General features: G+C 73.9%; 11 protein-coding genes. 6 read left to right on the plus strand and 5 right to left on the minus strand.

Annotated elements, in window-relative coordinates; translation table 11 throughout:
* The first annotated feature begins 137 nt into the window (after positions 1-137).
* Entirely contained in the window at positions 138-10,019 is a 9,882-nt protein-coding gene (locus AUC44_RS09270; RefSeq protein WP_231724402.1) for a translocation/assembly module TamB domain-containing protein, read from the plus strand.
* 236 nt (positions 10,020-10,255) lie between these two features.
* Here AUC44_RS09270 and AUC44_RS09275 read toward each other — a convergent pair whose 3' ends face one another.
* Together AUC44_RS09275 and AUC44_RS09280 are read right to left on the minus strand one after the other, a co-directional pair.
* Entirely contained in the window at positions 10,256-10,708 is a 453-nt protein-coding gene (locus AUC44_RS09275) for a hypothetical protein (RefSeq protein WP_062158368.1), read from the minus strand.
* Between the two features lie 21 nt (positions 10,709-10,729).
* Positions 10,730-12,862 (minus strand): ABC-F family ATP-binding cassette domain-containing protein, encoded by a 2,133-nt coding sequence (locus tag AUC44_RS09280; protein ID WP_231724403.1) that lies wholly within the window; start codon positions 12,860-12,862, stop codon positions 10,730-10,732.
* Positions 12,863-12,940: 78 nt separating this feature from the next.
* Here AUC44_RS09280 and AUC44_RS09285 point away from each other — a divergent pair, with 78 nt between their 5' ends.
* From AUC44_RS09285 to AUC44_RS09295, 3 genes are all read left to right on the plus strand, one after another.
* Positions 12,941-13,162, plus strand: a complete 222-nt coding sequence (locus AUC44_RS09285) for a hypothetical protein (RefSeq protein WP_062158369.1) — start codon at positions 12,941-12,943, stop codon at positions 13,160-13,162.
* Positions 13,163-13,242: 80 nt separating this feature from the next.
* Positions 13,243-14,145 carry an oxygen-dependent tRNA uridine(34) hydroxylase TrhO gene (gene trhO / locus AUC44_RS09290; RefSeq protein ID WP_231724404.1) on the plus strand — a complete coding sequence of 301 codons (903 nt, stop codon included), beginning with the start codon at positions 13,243-13,245 and terminating at the stop codon, positions 14,143-14,145.
* 165 nt (positions 14,146-14,310) lie between these two features.
* Complete coding sequence (locus AUC44_RS09295; RefSeq protein ID WP_062158371.1) at positions 14,311-14,895, plus strand: DUF305 domain-containing protein; 585 nt, start codon at positions 14,311-14,313, stop codon at positions 14,893-14,895.
* 15 nt (positions 14,896-14,910) lie between these two features.
* Here AUC44_RS09295 and AUC44_RS09300 read toward each other — a convergent pair whose 3' ends face one another.
* The 3 genes from AUC44_RS09300 to AUC44_RS09310 are packed head-to-tail and all read right to left on the minus strand — an operon-like array spanning position 14,911 to position 17,429.
* Positions 14,911-15,471, minus strand: a complete 561-nt coding sequence (locus AUC44_RS09300) for a DUF402 domain-containing protein (protein WP_062158372.1) — start codon at positions 15,469-15,471, stop codon at positions 14,911-14,913.
* 15 nt (positions 15,472-15,486) lie between these two features.
* On the minus strand, positions 15,487-16,059 hold the full coding sequence (purN, locus tag AUC44_RS09305) for a phosphoribosylglycinamide formyltransferase (protein ID WP_062158373.1): 573 nt from the start codon (positions 16,057-16,059) through the stop codon (positions 15,487-15,489).
* Complete coding sequence (locus AUC44_RS09310; RefSeq protein ID WP_062158374.1) at positions 16,056-17,429, minus strand: dipeptidase; 1,374 nt, start codon at positions 17,427-17,429, stop codon at positions 16,056-16,058. Before AUC44_RS09310 ends, purN begins: the two co-directional genes overlap by 4 nt.
* Positions 17,430-17,588: 159 nt before the next feature.
* Between AUC44_RS09310 and hspR the strand changes: the two genes are divergently transcribed.
* Both hspR and AUC44_RS09320 read left to right on the plus strand, forming a co-directional pair.
* On the plus strand, positions 17,589-18,308 hold the full coding sequence (hspR, locus tag AUC44_RS09315) for a heat shock protein transcriptional repressor HspR, fused homodimer type (protein ID WP_062158375.1): 720 nt from the start codon (positions 17,589-17,591) through the stop codon (positions 18,306-18,308).
* Positions 18,309-18,431: 123 nt separating this feature from the next.
* Entirely contained in the window at positions 18,432-19,268 is an 837-nt protein-coding gene (locus tag AUC44_RS09320) for a metallophosphoesterase (RefSeq protein WP_062158376.1), read from the plus strand.
* Positions 19,269-19,391: the final 123 nt, after the last annotated feature.

Below are 19,391 nucleotides of genomic sequence, written 5' to 3' on the forward strand. Positions count from 1 at the left end.
CCGAACGGTGGGTTTCTGACGGTTGCATGAGGATGCCGTGGGTGCGGCATTCACGCGGCGCTGCGTAGAATGCGGGGAATGCGGCCAGGAGCGTGTGGACAGTGGAAGGACCGGGCAACGCCGGGCCGGGTGGAGGCGTGACGGGACCGGGTCCCGAGGACCGTGACGGGGCGCCGGACCAGCCCGCGCCCGAGCCGATGAGCCCGGAGGGCACCCCCACCCCGGACACCCCGCGCCGCCGGGGCCGGGCGTGGTGGTGGGTCCTGGGGGTGCTGGGCGCGCTGCTGCTGGTGCTGGCGTTCCTGCCCGCGCTGCTGGGCGGGGCGCTGCTCTCAAGGTTCGGTGCCCCGGCGGGCGTGAGTGCCGACCGCGTGACCGGGCCGCTGTGGGCGCCCAGCCTGTCGGGCGTGCGGGTGAACATCCCGGGCCTGACGGGCGAGGCGGGCCGCGTGGGCGTGACGGTCGCGGGCGTGAATCCCCTGACGCGGGTGGTGCGGCTGAACGTGCAGGCGTCCGACGCGGCGCTGAACCTGAAGTTGCAGGACCTGTTCGGCGGGGGCGGCGGCGCGGCGGGTGGCGGGGGCGGCTGGAAGGTCGTGCTGGGCGGGCTGGACGTGCAGCGCACCCGATTGAACGTGGACGGGACGGGCTTCAACGTGCCGGACGGGCGCTTCACGGTCACGCCGGGGCAGGGTGGGGCGCTGGCGGTGCGCGGCGCGACCCGCGACGGTGACCTGAATGCGGACGTGCTGGTGGCCGAGAAGGCGGGCGCGAACGTGTTCACGGTGAATCTGGACGCGGACGCGCGGGTACTGAACCACTACTGGCCGGGCGTGACCGCCGGGCGCATCACCGGGCGCTACGTGCTTGGCGACGGCCCGATCAGGGGCGACCTGCGGGTGACGGACGCCGCGCTGCGCGTGCCGGAGGCGAAATTCGTGACGGTCACGGGCGTCAGCGGCGCGGCCACGCACCGGGGCGACGACATCCGCCTGAACCTCGCCGGGCAGGGCTGGAACGGCCCGGTCACCGCGACGGGCGGTGTGGACCTGAAGGCGCAGAACTGGTCGGTGACGGCCGACGCCGCGCCGACCGTGTCGGGACTGGCGCGCGCGCTGGGCACGACCGGGGACGGCACGCTGAAGCTGCGGGTCACGGCGGGCGGCTGGAGCACCGTGCGCGTGAAGGCGTACGCGCAGGGGGCGGGCACGCTGGCCGGCGTGGGATTCAGCGACGCGACCGCCGAATACACCTTCCTGAACGAGAACGGGAACACGGCGGGGCAGACGAACGATCTGGCGTTCAGCGCGGACACGGCGCTGGGCGGGTCGGCGCAGAAACTCGCGGGCCGCTGGGCCTTCGGGCGCGAGGGCCGCGTGAGCCTGAACGGCACCTTCGCGCAGAAGGCGCTGGACGTCGAGGGCCGCATCGACGCGAAAAACCTACTGAGCTTCGGCGGGCAGGGCCTGGGCGGCCCGCTGCGCGGCACCTTCGCGCTGGAGGGCAGCCGCCTGAACGCCGTGCTGAATCCCACGTTCGGCGCGGCGGGCGCTCGCGTGGCCCTGAGCGGCACGCCGGAGGATCTGCGGGCGCGCGTCACGGACGGGCAGGCGGGGCCCTTCACGGGCCTGTCGGGCACGGCGGCCTTCGACCGCCGGGGCCTGCGCGTGGACCTGGGCGCAGCGAGCCTGAACCTGGATAAGAACTTCAGCGGCACCTGGGCCGCCCGGAACCTCTCCGGGGGCGGCGTGACCCTGACCGGCGGGGGCCGCATCGACCTGACGGGCGGGGACGTGACGGGCACACTGAACGCGACCGTGCCGGGCGTGCCGCAGCCGCTGCAGGGGCCGCTGGACCTGAACTACGTGCAGCAGCGCGGGACGTTCACCGCAGGGGCTCAGCAGCTGAGCTGGAACGGGGACGCCTTCGGGCTGCGCGCCCGGAATCTCGCCGTGGCGGGCGGCCTGCGGGTCACGGGGGACGTGACGGTCACGAACACCCTGAAGGCCTTCGGGTCGCTGAGGGCCGTGGGGGCGGGCGTGACGCTGAGCGCCGAGGGCAACGGCACGACCGCGCAGCTGCGCGGCACGTCGAACGGCGTGACCGTCCTGGCCGACGCGGACCTGCGCGCCCCGTACCGCGTGCAGGCGCGCGTGGCGGGTGCGGACATCCGGGGGACCGTGACGCTGGCGGACGGCGTGCGCTTCACGCTGACCACGCGGGGCGATACGGCCAGCGGCACCGTGGACGGCGAGACCATCACCGCGAATGGGCGCGTGAACCTGGGCGCGCTGCGGCCCCTGCTGCCGGGCCTGAACCTGGGCGGCACGCTGGACCTGAACCTCGCGGGGCGGGGCGGTTCGGCGCGCGTGAACGCGCAGGCAGCGGGCGCAGCGGTCCGGGGCACCCTGACCCGGCAGCCGGGAGCGGGCACGCCGGTCACGGCGGACCTGACCGTGACGTCGGGCAGTGGGGCGGGGCGCGTGGCGGCGCAGGTCGCGGGGCGGGTCTTCCCCGACGTTCAGGTGGGCGGCACCGTGCAGGCGCAGGGGCAGACCCTGAACGCCCGCGTGACCGGCCCGTACGGCGCGCTGAGGGCCGCCGTGACCGGCCGCACGGGCGTGCTGTCCTTCGGCGGCGTGACGCTGCCCGCGCAGGCGGTGAACCTGCGGGGCACCCTGACGCCCGCCGTGCGCGTCAGCGGCACCTGGGGTGACCTGACGGCCGCGTACGACGGCCGCAGCGGTCTGGTGCAGGTCAGCGGCGCGCAGGCCCTGACGGCTTTCGGACAGGACGGCCGCGTGCAGGGCCGCGCGTCCTGGGCGCCCGGCCCTGGCGGCTCGTTCCGGGGCGCGGTGAACGCGCGGGGCGTGCTCGATCAGTACACCCTGGCGGTCAGCGGACCGTGGAATGGCCTGAATCTCCTCGTCACGGACGGCGAGGGCCTGCGCGCCGAGGGCACCGCCTCGCTGCCCAGCGGGCGCTACGACGTGGATGTCAGCGGGCCGCTCGGGAACGGGCTGTTTGTGGACGGGAACGTGCAGGGCGCCGGGACCGAGCCGCGCGGGCAGATCGCGGTGCGGGACGCGCAGGGTGGCCGCGCGACCGTGACCCTGGCGGGCTTCGACAACCTGAACCTGACCGCGCAGGGCCTGACGCTGGCCGGGCAGCGGCTGGAGGGGACGCTGACCGCGCGCGGCGGCGTCCTGAACGGCCGCCTGAACGCCGGGCCGTTCCTGGTGCGCGCGGACCGGGGGGCGCTGCGCGTGACCGGCTCGGTCGCGGGGCAGGCCGTCACCGCGACCGGGCGGGTGCGGCTGCCCGCCACGCTGGAGGGCCTGAACCTGCGCGTGACCGGGCCGTACTTCACGGCGACGGCGGGCGGCAGCGTGGCGGACCTGCGCGGCACCCTGACCCTGAAGCTGCAGCGGTTCGCGGCGGGCCCGACCGCGCTGATCGTGCCGGGGCAGTCGTTCCCCGTGCGCGGCTCGCTGACCGGCGCGCGCGCGACCGTGGGCGGCCTGACGTACGCGGGTGGGAACTGGACCGGGACGCTGGGCCTGCGCTACGCGCTGGGAAGCACCCCTGCGACAGAACAGGCAGGCACCGTGCGGCTGGCGGGGCAGGGCACGACCACCCTGCTGGCGCTGCCTTCGGGGCCGCTGAACGGGCGGGTGTCGGTCCTCCCGGCGCTGGGGGGCACGCTGAGCACCAGCCTCATACCGTTCGCGGCGGGTCTCCCGGCGGACGTGCGCGCGGCGCTCGTGCCGGGGCGGCTGGAGGTGGCCCTGGGCAGCAGCAGCGCCACGCTGTTCACGAGCGGCACCCGGTACCTAGGCGACCCGCTGCGGCTGGACGCCCGCGCGGACTGGAAGAATGGACTGACCGTGAGGGGCACCCTCACCCACCCGGGCTCGCGGATTCCGGTGGCGTACAGCGGCGCGGGGCTGACGGTCCGCAGCGCCGTGCTGGACGCCCGGGTGCTGGGCCCGGTGCTGGACGGCGTGCGGGGCCGCGTCGCCCTGAACCTGAGCGTGCCGGATCTGGACTTCGCGCGGGCGACCGGGCGCGCGGACGTGAACGTGCAGGCCGCCGGACAGGCGGCGCGCGGGAGCGTCAGCCTGCTGCGCGGGCAGGTCAGCGCGAACCTGAGCAGCACCCTGGGCGGGCAGGCGCTGAGCGTGCGCGGCCCGCTGTACCCGCAGGCGAACGCCACCGTGACCTTCGAGGACCTGCGCGCCGCCCTGACCGGCCGCGCGGGGCCTGGGGCGGGGGACGCGCTGACCCTGCGCGTGAACGGCTCGTATGCCGGGAAGGCCGTGAACGTCACCGCGACCGGCGTGGCCCTGACGGGCGGCGCGGCCCGCGTGACCCTGGGCGGCAGCGTGGCGGGCGCGGCGCTGGACCTGACCGCCACGCAGCGCGCCGGGGCGGGCCTGGGCGCCTGGACCCTGGGCGGCTCGGCGAACGCGGGCGACCTGCGGCCCCTGCTGGGGCAGGGGGGCCGGGCGTCCGTCACAGTGGGCGGCACCCTGGCCGACGTGCGCGCCACCGCGCAGGGGGAGGTCTCGGGCGTGGCCTTCCGCGCCCCGCTGCGCTACGCGGGCGGCGCACTGCGCGTGGACGGCGCGCAGGCCGAACTCGCGCAGGGTACCGTGCGGGCCAGTGGGCCGGTGTTCCCGGCGCTGAAACTGGACGCGAAGGCGACCCTGACGGACCTGCTGCCCGGCACGTACACGGCGCAGGTGCGTGGCAGCTTCTCCCGGCCGGACGTGACCGCGCAGGGCGTCCTGGCGGACGGGCCGTCGGGCCTGCGCGCGGCGGGCACGCGGGTCTCGGCGCATCTGCTGGGCGGCGCGTACCGCGCGGTGTTCACGGGGGCACCCCTGGCGGGCGAGCTGCGCGGCGAGCTGGGCACCGGCGCGCTGGGCGGCCTGCAACGGGTCGCGCTGACCCTGAACGCGGCCCTAGTGAACGCGGACACGGACGTGCGGCTGCGCGGCCCGATCGGCTGGAACGCCCGCACGGGCTTCAGCGGGGCGCTGCGCGCGGTGGGTGACGTGCCCGGCGGGCCGCTGGACGCCCTGCTGGACGGGACCCCCACGGGGGACCTGACCGTGGCGGCCACGCTGGGTACCGGCGTGCGTGAGGCCCGCGTGACCGGGCGACTGCCCGCCAGCCTCCCGCTGCGGCCGGGCGGCACGCTGACCCTGGCGAGCTTCGACGCGGGCGCCCTGTGGGGCCGCGCGGAGCAGCTGCGCCTGAGCGGCGCCGCCACGCTGGGCGGCGCGTCGTGGAGCGCGCTGAACGCCTCGTTCAGCGGCGCCGTGCAGGACACGCAGGGGGACCTGAGCGGTGACCTGAGCGCCCGCTACGCCGCCGGGAACGCCCGCGTGCAGCTGACCGGCGCGCGCACGAGCGGACTGGCGACCCTGGACAGCGGGCGCTACGCCGCCTCGCTGCGCCTGGACGGCCTGCGCGCGGCGCGGCTGCTGCCCGCCGGGCTGGACGTGGACGCCCTGACCGTGGCAGGCACCCTGAGTGCCAGCGGCACCCTGTCCGGTGGACTGGAGGCACTGAACGCGCAGAACCTCGCGGTGAAGGGCGAGCAGGCGCAGGCCGGGCCGTTCAGCCTGTACGGCCGCGCCGCCTTCGATCCGCGCGCGGACGTGCTGAGCGCCGACCTGAGCGGCAGCCTGCGCGACGGCGTGCTGCGCGCCCAGGGGTCCCTGCCGGGCGGGCTGCGCGTGACCGCGCGCGACCTGAGCACCGCGTACCTGAACGCGGCGTCGCTGGGGGCCGGCACGCTGGGCGCGGACCTGACCTTCTCGGGCCGCGCCGCCGACCCGGCCGTGGCGGGCCGCGTGACCCTGGACACCGACCAGTTCGAGGCGCTGGTCACCGCGTCGGGCCGCGTCCTCGACCCGCGCCTGAACGCCCGCGCGGCCCTGAAGGGCAGCCTGGGCGGCGCGGTGTACGCCGAGGCGAGCGACCTCGACCTCGCGGCGGGCACCCTGCGCGCCCGCCTGTACGGCACGGTCAGCAGCGGTGAGACCCGCGCGACCCTCGACCTGAATGGTGTGTGGCCACGCCTGTCCGGCTCGGTGCGGGCCAGCGTGGCGGGCCTCCCCGACCCCGTGACCCTGACCGGCGACGGGCGCGGCACGTACGCGCTGGCCGCCGGGCGGCTGGGTGCGGGCTCGCTGAGTCTCACGCCGGGCGCGAACCTCGTCCCGGCGCTGGCGGGCCGCCTGAACGTCACGCCGCTGCCGCTGGTGGGCGGCGCGGGCGAGGCGACCCTGAGCGCCAGCCTGGGCGGCACGCTGGTCTCCCCCACCCTGGCGGGCACGCTGAGCACGCGCGGCGCGGCGCTGGCCGGGGTCACGCTGGGCGACCTGAGCGGCACCCTCGCGGGCACGCTGAGCGGGTTGAAGGGCACGCTGACGCAGGCGGGCCGGACGGTCGCGACGCTGGACGGCACCCGCCTGACCCTGAGTGGCCTGAGCGCGGCGGCCTTCGGCAGTGAGCTGGAGGCCACGGGCAGTGCGGCCCTGGACGGCACCGCCGACCTGACCCTGGACGCCTCGGGCACCCTGGCGGGCCGCGTGCAGGTCACCAACCGCGCGCAGACGATCACGGCGCGCGGGAACCTCAGCGGGCCGCAGGGCCTGCGCGCCGCGCTGGACGTCACCGCCGACCGCCTGGGCGGCTGGCGCGGCAGCGCGCGCGTCACGGGCGGCCCCGCCGGGGTGCTGACGCAGCCGCTGACGCTGCGCCTGAGTGGCCCGCTGGGCACGCCGCTCGCGCAGGGCGAGGCGGGCCTGCTCGGCGCGGGCGCCCGCGTGGTCGCCAGTGCACGCGGCGTGCAGCTGCGCCTCGTGGACGGCCCGCAGGCGCAGGGCAGCGGCGTGCTGGAAACCCGCCCCGGCGCGCGCGGCGAGTGGGCGCTGCTGGGCACCGCCAGCCTGACCCGGCCCGAGGGGGCCGTGACCTTCACGGCGGACGGCACCCTGGCGGACCCGCAGGCCCAGCTGTCCGTGCGGCGCGGCGAGTGGCGCGCCAGTGGCAGCGCCAGCCTGCGGGCCGCCGACCTGAACGTCTCGGACGGGCTGGTGGACGGCTCGCTGCGCTGGCAGACGGGGCAGCTCGCGGCGAACCTGCCGGGCCTGAACCTGGGCCGGCTGGGCATCACGGGCCTGTCGGGCCTGCTGACCGCCACGGGCAGCGTGAACACCGACACGACCTCGGGCCACGTGGCCCTGACGGTGCGGGAACTGGACACCCCCTACGAGGTGCCGTACCTGGGTGTGGCGCTGCGCGGCAACCTGGACGGCGAGGTGACGCTGGCCGGGGGCCGCCCCGACGTGAACCTGACGGCCGCTCTGAGCGCGGGCACGCTGACGCTGCGGGCCGCGCAGGGCCCGGCCTTCTGGACCGGCACACTGACCGGCCGCCTGACCCGCGAGTCGGGCGCCCTGGACGTGAACGTGCGCGCGGCGGGCGACGGGCTGCGCGGCACGCTGGGCGTGAGGGCCTACCCGCTGGAGGTCGCCGGGCAGAGCCTGACCCTCAACGGCGCGGTGACCCTGAACGGCCAGACGTTCGCCGCCGATCTGCGCGGCGGGAACGACATGGGCAGCGCCGACCTGAGCGCCTCGGGCGGCGTGGCGGACCTGATTCCCGCCCTGGACGGCGTGCTCGCCGTGCAACCCACCGGCGAGGGGTACACGCTGCGCGCCACGCTGGACGAACTGGAGGTGCGCGACCTGAAGATCGCCCCGGCGCTGTCCGGCCGCGTGAGCGGCGAGGCGAACCTGCGCGACGGGGGCGGCACGTTCGTGCTGCGCGCCGACGCGCTGACCGTCGGCACGAAGGTCCTGCCCGCCCGGCTGGAGGGCACGCAGGTCGGCAGCGACTGGCGCATCCGGGGCTTCCTGGGCCAGTCGGACTTCACGGCAGGCCTGGGGAGCGGCGAGGTCTTCGGACAGGGCAGCCTGCGCGCCCTGCCGGTGGGCGCGCTGGTGGGGGCCTTTACTGGGGAAACGCCCGGCGAGGGCGTCGTGACCGGCGTGGCCCGCTTCCGGTTCCCGCTGGCCGACCCGACCGCCGGGACGCTGAACGTGGTGGCCGAGCGCATCCGCGTGAGTGCCACGAGCGGCACCGGCGAAGGCGCCGTGACCGAGACCCTGACCGGGAGCGGCACGCTGGACTTCGCCACCCGGGAGCTGCGCGGCGTGAACATCCAGCTGGGCGGCGCCGGCACCTGGGACGTGCGCGGCCAGTACACCCGCGAGAACGTGAACCTCAGCGCGCAGTTCACGGACACCACCTTCACGCCGGTGCTGCGGCTGGTGCCGGGCCTGGTGGACCTGACCCCCAGCCTGAAGGGCACCCTGACCCTCTCGGCGGCCGGGACGTACGACCGCCCGCGCGGGCTGCTGCGCGCGCAGAACCTCCAGGGCAGCGTGGCGGGCCTGAGCCTGAGCGTGCCGCAGTTCGCCGGGGACCTGCCCGACAGCGGCGCGTTCACGGCGGGCGGGCGCGTCCTGACCGGCGGCACCGTCGGGTCGGACGGCACGCTGAACGTGGCCGGTCAGCTTACGCTGGGCCGCCTGAGCGGCACCCGCGTGACCTTCACGGGCCTGCTGGCGCCGCAGCCGCTGGGCGCCCTGCCGAACAGCACGGTGACCCTCGCGCAGCAGACCGACGGCCGCTGGACGCTGGACGCGCAGAGCCGCAGCACCACCACGGCCAGCGGGGCAGGCACCCTGAGCCTCACCGGGACGCTCTCGCCCAGGTGGGATCTGAGCCTCGCCGCGCGGAACTACAACCTGCCACTGGCTGTCATCTACGGCCGCGAGAGTGCGCTGAACGCCGATCTGCGCGCCGTGGACGACGGCAGCGTGATCCGCGTGACCGGCGCGGCCGACTTCGCGCGGCTGGTGCTAGGCCGCGTGAACGCCCCCGCCACCATCCCCGCGCCCGGGCAGAGCAAGGTGGACGCCGCCACGGGCCGCACCACCGATAACTTCGTCAGCCCCCTGCCCGAGCAGTTCACGACCTTCCCGCAGCCGCAGGAGGACCCGGCAGCCCGTCCCGCGCGCCCCTTCCTGCAGCGGCTGGTGTTCGAGGACATCCCCATCACCGCCACGAACGGCATCCGCATCGACGAGAACCTCGTCCGGGCCGAGTTCACCGGTGGCCTGACCCTGGCGGGCAGCGGCGACCGCCCGCGCCTGAGCGGCGAGATCCGCTCGCAACGCGGCTTCGTGTACCTGCGCGAGAACGAGTTCGCGCTGCAGAACGGCGCGGTGACGTTCAGCGGGGACAACCTCTACCCGAAATTCAGCGTGCAGGCCAGCGGCACCGTCACCGCCGTCACCACCCGCCAGCGCGTGCCGGTCACGCTGGAACTGAGCGGCGAGTTCGTCACGCGCAGCGGCTCGCCGGTCCTGGACCTGACGACCACGCTGCGCTGCACCGCCGAGGGCAGCAGCTGCGCCGACCCCGCCACGGGCCTCCCGTACGGCGAGGCGGAACTGTACGCGCTGGTCGCCACCGGCGTCCCGAACCTCGCGGCGCTGCCCAGCAACCTGGGCGCGCTGGGGTCCAGCGCCATCCAGACGGCGCTGAACGTGTTCGTGCTGGGCGAGTTCGAGCGCACCATTGCCAACGCTTTCGGCCTGGACGTGTTCCGCCTGACCCCGCAGCTGAGCGTGGAGGACGGCACCGTGGGCGCCACGATCACGCTCGGCTCGTACCTGACCCGCGACCTGTACCTGCAGTATCAGGTGGACCTGAACGGCGAGGGCCTGATCAACGCCGAGTACACCGCGCCCGACAGCCGCTTCACGTTCAAGGTCAGCACGCCCCTGAAGGGCCTGAACCTCCAGTCGATCCGCCCGACCTTCAGCGTCGGGTACAACGTGAACGACCGGACCAACGTGAACTTCGGCGTGGAGAACGGCGAACGCGGCGCCGTGTTCCGCTTCGGGGTGCGCTACCTGTTCGGCCGGTGAGGCGGACTCCGATTGAATGGGCTGTAAAGCCCGTTCAATCCGAGCGGAGCGAGTGGGAGAAAAACGGGTCCCGGACGTGGAGCTGGCGATCCGGTGAAGTTCCGGATTGCCGGCGAAACAAACGGAATCCGTATGAGGTGAGAAACGCGCCCCTGCCCCCACCTCGCCCCGGCACCGGGCCACGAAGAGCGCCGCCCCCGCTGATTGCAGGGGCGGCGCCGACGTGAGGGGTCAGCTCAGCCGACGGTGACGTTCGCGCGGGGTTCCAGCGCGTAGAAGGCCACGACGGCCACCAGGGTGCCCACCCAGCCAGGGGCGCTGCCCAGGTCCAGCTCGAAGGGGCGGCCCAGGACGGTGCTGCCCAGCTGTCCGACGAGCTTCTCGCCGGTCTGCTGCGCCACGACGTTCCAGCCGACGATGGGTTCGCCCATGAAGCCGGTCACGCGGTCCACGCCACGCAGCGTGAGTTTCTGCGCGCCGACGTTGCCACGCAGCTCGCCGTCTTCCAGCTCGATCTTCACGGAGTCGGCGCCGACGTTGCCCTGCACGCCGCGTTCGGTGATCTCGAGGTTGATGTCCTTGCCGTGCAGCTTGCCGCCCGCGCGGCCCTTGATGGTGTCGCCGTCGATGGCGCAGCGGATGCTGTAGCCGTCCGCTCCGCCGAGGCGGCCCTTGATGAGGTCTTCCATGCGCGCGAGTATAGCGTGCCCTCACGGGGCGGGGCGCGTCCCCTCCCGTCCCGGCGCGAGGCCCAGCCGCTCGAAGTACGCCCGGCGGGTCAGCACCAGGCCGCCGTCCCCGAGCCCCACCCGGCCCACGTTCCAGCGTTCGAACAGCACGCGCAGCGCCCCGCCCAGCAGCGCCGCGCCGAACCACGCGGGCGGCTCGCCGTTCCAGCGCAGCGTCTGTCCGTCCCAGGCGAGGTGCGGGCAGCCCTCGTCGTGCGCGGCCCAGAACATCCCGCCCGAGTCGCCGAGGCGCTGCGCGCGGACGGTCAGGGGCGGCTCGCGGACCTCCGCGTCGAACTGCGGAGCACTCCACACCTGCGCGTACAGGCCGTACAGGCCCTGCTGCACGGCGTGCGCCTGGGCGCGCACGCGGGCCTCCTCGCGCCCGGTCAGGCTGCCGGGCGGGCGGTCCAGTTCCGCCCGCAGGGCCGCCAGCTGGGTTTCGAGCGGCGCGAGGCGCTGCCGGGGCGTGGGCGGTGGTGGCGGGGGCGGCGGGTCGCCCTGCAGCGTCGCAGCCGGGTCGAGGTACTCGCGGCTGCCCCAGCCGCTCACCTCGCGCAGCGCGGCGTCCTCGATGACCCACAGGCGCGTGGCGACCTCCCGCGCGAAGCGGCGGTCGTGCGTGACGATCACGACCGCGCCCCCGTACGCCTGCACCGCGCCCTCCAGCGCCAGCAACGCCTCCACGTCCAGGTGGTTCGTGGGTTCGTCCAGCAGCAGCAGGTCCGCCCGCAGGCCACTCACGAGTGCCAGCCCGGCCCGCGCCCGCTCGCCGCCCGACAGCACCTCTGGGGTTTTCAGCCAGTCCTCCGCCCCGAAACCCGCGCGGCCCAGCAGGGTATTCGCCTGCCGCCCGAAGCGCCGCTCGAACTGCGCGTGCAGGCCCTCGCCCGGCGTCAGCCCGTGCCACGTCTGGTCCAGGCTGGCGACCGTCACGCCCGGCGCGACCCGCAGCGCAGGCAGCGGCCCGGTCTCGCCTGTCAGCGGGTCCGGCGCGGGCGGGTCCGGGTGCAGTTCGCCGGACAGCAGGCGCATCAGCGTGGTCTTCCCCGTGCCGTTCGCGCCCATCAGCGCCACCCGGTCCCCCTGCCTGAGCCGGAAGGCGGCCTCCGACAGCACGGGCCGGTCCCCGTACGCCTTGCTCAGGTGCTCGCCCCACGCCACCAGCGGCGCGCGCGCCGTCCCCGCCAGCAGCCGCATGCGGATCTGCCGCTCCGGCAGCGGCGCCTCCGGGACGCTCTGCCGCTCCGCCCGGGTCTTCAGGCCCCGCGAGCGGCGGCCCCAGCGGTCCAGCACCTCCACACTCCTCGAGAGCCGCTGCGCCTCGCGTTCCCCCAGCCGCGCCGCGCGGGCCTGCGTGCGCCGCTCCAGCTCCCGCTGCGCCGACGCCCGCGAGTACCCCCCGGGATACCCGGTCGCCGCGCCGTGCTCCAGCCACACGCTGCGCGTCGCCACCGCGTCCAGAAACTCCCGGTCATGACTGGTCAGCAGCACCCCACCCCGGAACGCCCGCAACCAGCCCTCCAGCCACTCCCGCATGCGGATATCCAGATGATTCGTCGGTTCATCCAGCACGAGCAGGTCCGGTTCACGCGCCAGGGCCAGCGCTAGCGCCAGCCGCGTCCGCTCCCCACCCGACAGCGTGCTCGCGTCCCGGTCCAGAAAGCGCGTCAGGTCCAGCATGCCCAGCACCCGCGCCACGCGCGACGGCCAGCGGAACGCCTCCACGTCCTCCAGGTGCGCGTGCAACGCCGACCAGCGTGCCAGCACCTCCGGATCACCCAGGTCCGCCTCCAGCTCCAGCAGACTCACCTCCAGCGCCCGGTACGGATGCGCCGCGTCCACCAGCGACCGCACACTCCGCCCCGCCGGGTGCGCGTGATGCTGCTCCAGCACCGCCACCCGCAGGCCCTCCGCGCGCCACACCTCACCCTCCTCCGGCACCCGCTCCCCGGTCAGCACGCGCAGCAGCGTCGTCTTCCCCGCCCCGTTCCGGCCCAGCAACGCCACCCGCTCACCCAGCGACACACCCACACTCACGCCGTCCAGCACCACCCGCTCGCCAAACAACACCGACACGTTCGACGCAGCAATCAGGGTGGACGGCACAGACACGCCCGCAAGGCTAACAGAAGGGCCCGAACAGGAAATGCGCCGAAGGGCTCAGTGCATCCGGCGGACGCAGCCTCGCCGGTGCCGCCGCTGATCTCGCTGGCCCTGACCGGCTGGCTGTGCTGGAACGTGTACCAGGGGCGGGACTGGGCCCGCGTGGTCGTGGCGCTGCTACTCCTCTGGACGGGCGCGCTGGGCGGCGTGGCGGTCACGGTGGTGCTGGGCGGGCTGCACATGCTGGCTGCCGCGCTGCTCTTCACGCCGGGCGTCCGCACGTACATGGCCTACGCCCGGCAGCTGTAACCCCTCGTACCACCAGAGCTCACAGCCACCCGTCCGCTATCCTGTGCCGGATGTCGGTCGTGCCTTACCCTGCCCCTGAAATGCCTTCTTCCGCGCCGTTCGTGGTGGCGGCGCTGTATCAGTTCCGGGCGGTGGCGGACCCGGCGGGTCTGCGGGAGCGGCTGCTGGCGATGGGTGAGGCCAGGGGGCTGTGCGGGACGCTGATCGTGGCGTCCGAGGGGATCAACGGGACGGTCGCGGGAAGCCGCTCGGGGATTGACGCGCTGCATGCGGCGCTGCTCGCCGAGGGCTTCGCGGGGCTGGAGTACAAGGAGTCCGGCGCGTCGGCACAGCCTTTTAAGCGGTTCAAGGTGCGGCTGAAGCGGGAGATCGTGACGCTGGGCGTGCCGGTCGCGCCGGAGCGGGAGGTCGGGCAGTACGTCGAGGCGGGCGACTGGAACGCGCTGATCGAGTCGGAGGACGTGGTCGTGATCGACACGCGCAACCGGTACGAGGTGAAGGCCGGGACGTTCCGGGGTGCGGTGGATCCGGGGATCGAGTCGTTCCGGGAGTTTCCCGCGTGGCTGGATGAGCATGCGGAGGAGTTGCGGGGGAAGCGCGTGGCGATGTTCTGCACGGGGGGCATCCGCTGCGAGAAGAGCACGAGCCTGCTGCGGCAGCGCGGGTACCGGGACGTGTTTCACCTGCGCGGCGGGATTCTGCAATATCTGGAGGACGTGCCCGAGGAGCAGAGCCGCTGGGACGGCGAGTGTTTCGTGTTCGACGGGCGCGTGACGGTCGGGCATGGGCTGCGGGAGGGCGCGGCGGTGATGTGTCATTCGTGCGGCTGGCCGCTGGGTGAGGCCGAGCGGGCGCACGCGCTGTTCGAGGAGGGGGTGAGCTGCGAGCACTGCCACGCGCGGACCACGCTGGAGCAGAAGGCGGCGTTCCGGGAGCGGCAGCGGCACTTCGACCGCCAGGGGCAGGAGGGGTGCGGGGCGTGACGGTCGCTTGAACCGGCTTTCGTCTGTTTCGCCGTCCACCCGCAGAGGCCCCGGGGGGCCAACTCCACGCCCGGACTCCGCTCTGCTGCCTCTCTGCGGGGCAGCTCTGCGAGTCGCATCCACTCGGATTGAACGATTCTGGCGAACCATTCGATCCGAGCCCAGATGAACCGGCGCGGCGCGCTGGTCGTCCTGGCGGCCCTGGGGGTGGGCGGCGCGCTGCTGCTCGCCCAGCCCCGCCCGGTCACCCCTGCGCCGGACAGTCCGGAGGTGCGGTTCGTGCAGGACATGCGCATGCACCACGATCAGGCGGTCACCATGAGCGTCCTCGTGCTGAAGGTCGCGCGGGACCGTTCGGTGCGCTCCCTGGCGCTCGATATCCAGCTGGGTCAGGAGGAGCAGAACCGGCAGATGGAGGCGTGGCTGCGCCGCTGGAACGCCCCGGACGGCGCGCCGCCCGGCGCGATGCACGCGGGCATGATGGGCCTCGCCACACCCGATGAACTCCTCTCGCTGAAGACCCTGCCGGTCCGCGAGGCCGAAACGCAGTTCCTGCGCCTGATGCTCCGCCACCACCAGGGCGCGCTGCTCATGGCGCGGCCCCTGACCGGCAGCCCGCAGCCGCTCGTCGCTGGTCTGGCCCGGCAGGTCACCGCCGCGCAGGGTGGCGAGATCCACACCCTGGGCAGCCTGCTGCGCGCGCGTGAGGCCACGCCGCTGCCCGCACCGGCCGGCATGTCCCACCACTGAGACCGGCCTGCCCCCTCAGGTGTACGGGTCTTCCAGGTAGCGTTTCAGGACGTGCAGGGGCGGATAGGTTCCCGACCGGAGCTGGGCCTCGACCTGCCGGGCGTGTGCCCAGGTGGCGTCCGCCTGATCGGGGCTGACGAGGCCCTGCGTGACGGCCTCGTCGAGTTCGTCCCCGTCGATGATGGCGGTCGCGTCGATCACCCAGGGGTCGTGCTCGGCGGGGTGGCCGATCACGTCGAGGTACAGGTCGTCGTGCCAGGGGTGGCCGCTGTCGTGCCAGCCCTCGCCGCCGTGCAGGTCGATGTAGAACTGCACGGGGCGGCCGCTGGGATCGAGCTGCACGGTCAGGGCGCTGCCCGGGACGCCCTCGCCGCTGGTGGGGTGGGCGCGCACCCAGCGGTAGCCGCTGTCGAGGACGCGCCTCAGGCCGGCCTGACCGGGAATGGGGACGTCCAGCGGACGGTGCACCTCGTGGGCCACGAAGTCCACGATCACGTGCCCGGGAACGTGCAGGACGGTCTGGTCGTGCCGGGTCACGCGCGCCCAGGGCCGCAGGTCGAAGACTTTCCGTTTCATGCCCCTCTCCTGTGTCTACGCGAGGCTGCGCACGGCGCGCAGCATGAGGTCGCCCTCGGTGGCCTGCACACGCGCCTTGAGGCTGGTGAGGTCGTCGCCCGGCAGGACGGGCACGCGGGCCTGGGCGAGGATGGGCCCCTCGTCGATCCCGGCGGTGACGAGGTGCACGGTGGCGCCGCTCTCCGCGTCACCGCTGGCGAGGACGCTCTCGTGGACGCGGTCGCCGTACATGCCGCGCCCGCCGTGGCGGGGCAGCAGGCTGGGGTGGATGTTCACGAGGCGACCCGCGAAGTGCGCCAGGACGCGCGGGCCGATCTCGCGCATGTAGCCGCTGAGGACCAGCGTGTCCGCGCCCGCGCCCACCAAGACGCCCAGGATGGCGGCGTCCAGGTCGTCCGGGTCGGGGTACTTCGCGCTGCTGAGGTGCGCGACGGCGAGCCCCGCCTCGCGCGCCCAGGCCAGGGCCGGGGAGCGGCTGTTGTTGCTGACCAGCGCGACCGGCGTGGCGTCCAGCTCACCGCGCTGGCAGGCTCCGACGAGGTGCCGCGCGGCGCTGCCGCCGTGCGAGGCGAGAAAGCCGAGTTTCATTCGGCGCTGGTGGGCGCGCCGAGTTCCTGCAGGAGGTAGGCGCTGGTGAGGATGCCGTTGTGGTAGTCGCTGACGGCGAAGCTCTCGTTGGGGCTGTGGGGGGCGTCCTCGTTCAGGCCGAGGTCCACGAACAGCACGGGGGCGTGCAGCAGGTCGTTGAAGGCCGCCACGATCGGGATGCTCCCACCGGTGCGGGCGAACACGGCTTCACGGCCGAAGACGCGCTTGAGGGCGCGGTTGGCGGCGAGGTTGTAGGGGCTGTTCAGGTCGAACTTGAAGGGGCGGCCGCCGTGGTGGGGGTGCACAACGGCGGTGGTGCCTGCTGGCGCGAGGGTGGGGACGTACTCGCTGATCAGCCCCGTGATGCGTTCGGGGTCCTGGCCGGGGACGAGGCGCATGCTGACCTTCGCGCCGGCCTTGGCGGCGATGACGGTCTTGCTGCCCTCACCCTGGTAGCCGCCCCAGATGCCGTTCACGTCGAGGGTGGGGCGGCCCCACAGGCGCTCGAGGGTGCTGTAGCCGGCCTCGCCGGGCAGGGCGGGCACGCCGATGCTCGCGGCGAACGCGGCGTCGTCGTGGGGCAGGTCGGCCCACATCTGGCGCTCGGTGTCGGTCAGCTCGTCGATGCCGTCGTAGAAGCCAGGGATGGTGACGCGGCCCTGGTCGTCCTTGAGGCGCGTGATGATCTCGGCCAGCGCGTTGATGGGGTTGGGGGCGGCGCCGCCGTAGCTGCCGCTGTGCAGGTCGCGGTTGGCGCCCTGGACGTGAATCTCGACGTAGCTCAGGCCGCGCACGCCGTAGGTGATGGTGGGCACGTCGGGCGCGAAGCGGCTCCCGTCGCTGATGACGATCACGTCGGCTTTCAGTTCGTCGGCGTGGTCGCGCAGGTACGGTTCGAGGTTCGGGCTGCCGATCTCCTCCTCGCCTTCAAGCAGGAATTTCACGTTCACGGGCAGTTCGCCCTGCGAGAGCAGCAGTTCCACGCCCTTGACGTGCGCGTACGCCTGTCCCTTGTCGTCGGTGCTGCCGCGCGCGTAGATGCGCCCGTCCCGCACGGTGGGCTCGAAGGGCGGCGTGACCCATTCCTCCAGCGGCGTCTCGGGCTGCACGTCGTAGTGGCCGTAGATCAGGACGGTGGGTTTGTGTGGGGCGTTCAGGCGCTCGGCGTACACGACGGGATGCCCGGCGGTGGGGTCGATGCGGGCCGTGAAGCCCAGGCCCGCCAGTTTGGCGCGCAGGAACTCGGCGGTGGCGGCCATGTCGGCCGTGCGGGTAGGATCGGCGCTGACGGAGGGAAGGCGCAGCAGGTCGAACAGCTCCGCATTGGCGCGGTCACGGTCGAGCAGGGCACTCAGATCAGGCGTGGTCATGGGGGGATGATACGGGCTGCCGGGCGCGGGGCGTCCGGGATGGGCGGCTGCGAGGCCGGACCCGCGCCCCGGTCGCCGCCCCGCGCTGCCGCGCCCCACCCAGAACCTCTACGCGGCACGGTCTCAGAAACACTGCCTCCGGTATACTCAAGGGAAGGTATGCCCAGTGACGCGAAAAACCGGCCAGTGTACGTGATCTCCGTGGCGGCGGAACTGGTGGACATGCACCCCCAGACGCTGCGCCTGTACGAACGCAAGGGCCTGATCCGCCCCGGGCGCAGCAGTGGCAAGACGCGGCTGTACAGCGAACGCGACATCGAGCACCTGCGCGAGATCCGCCGCCTGACCCAGGAACTCGGCGTGAACCTCGCGGGCGTCGAGGAGGTCATGCGCCTCCAGCACGAGCTCGACGACATGCAGGGCGAGTTCGAGGCGGAGATCGAGCGGATCGAGGGGGAGCTGCGCGAGCAGGCCCAGCGGCCCGAGGCGCTGCCCGCCCCGGACGGCCGGCTCGATCCGCGCGACCGGCCGGTGTACGTGATCAGCATCGCGGCGGAACTGGTGGACATGCATCCTCAGACGCTGCGCCTGTACGAGCGCAAGCAGCTGATCCGCCCGGGGCGCAGCAGCGGCAAGACGCGGCTGTACAGCGAACGCGACATCGAGCATCTGCGCGAGATCCGCCGCCTGACCCAGGAACTCGGCGTGAACCTCGCGGGTGTCGAGGAGATCATGCGGCTGCGCCACCAGCTGGACGCGACGCGCCTGGGCCTGGAGAGCAACGTGCGGCGCATTCAGGAGGACATCACCGAGCGGATGACGAAGTGGCGGACCCTGCCGCAGGGCGAAGAGGCGGGGGACGGTGCGGAGCAGGACTGACCGGCGGCGCCCGGCTGCGGCTGGCGCGGCGGGGCAAGCGTTCATGCCGTCCGCGCGTGGGCGCCGTATCCTGCTGGGCGTGCCGCCCGCCTCCTCCTTCTCCGCGCCGCTGACGGTGTTGCCATGAGACCCCTGTGGGTGGTGGGGGACGTCCACGGCGCGTACGACAAGCTGCGCGCCACGCTGCTGCGCGCGGGCCTGATCGACTTCGACGGTTCGTGGACGGCCGGGGACACCCATCTGGTGTTCCTGGGCGACTACGTGGACCGGGGGCCGCACGGCCTGGAGGTCATCCGGCTGGTGCGCAGCCTGGAGGTGCAGGCGAAGGAGGTCGGCGGGCAGGTGACGGCGCTGCTGGGCAACCACGAGGTGATGTTCCTGGCGGCGCTGGTGTTCCGGCATCAGGATCCGCTCGACCGCCTGGGGTACCGGCAGTACTGGCTGGAGAACGGGGGGCAGCTGCGGGACGCGGATCTGCTCGAACCCAGCGACCTGGCGTGGCTGTCGTCGCGGCCGGTCATGGCCGCGTCGCACGGGTGCCTGCTCATTCACGCCGACAGCATGATGTACGTGCGGCTGGGCAGCACCCTGGAGGAGGTCAATGCCGAGGTGGCGCGCCTGCTCTCGGCCCCGGACGCCGACGAGTGGGGGCTGTTCCTGAACTGGTTCACGGAGCGGCTGGCGTTCGCGCTGGCCCAGGGTGAGGCGAAGGCGCGGCGCACCCTCCAGACCTTCGGGGGGCAGCGGATCGTGCACGGCCACACCCCGGTGTACGTGCTGCTGGATGAGACGCTGCACGGCCCGACGCTGGGGGCGGGCGCGCCGGTGCCCTACGCGAACCGGCTGTGCGTGGCGATGGACAGCGGCATGGCGTACCGCGAGGACGCGGGTTTCATCGCGCGGCTCAACCAGCACGGGATCGCGGAGGTGGTGGCCTTTCCCGGGGGCGCGCTGTACTGAGCGCCGTCGGCGCGCTCCTTGCACATGGTTCCCTCAGGCCCCGGCCAGCCGGGACCGATACCGCCCAGGGGTGTGAGGGGCCGCGCGGCCGGTCACCGGGCCTGTGTGGGCGTGTGGGCACGG

Source organism: Deinococcus actinosclerus (assembly GCF_001507665.1).
Lineage (GTDB): Bacteria > Deinococcota > Deinococci > Deinococcales > Deinococcaceae > Deinococcus > Deinococcus actinosclerus.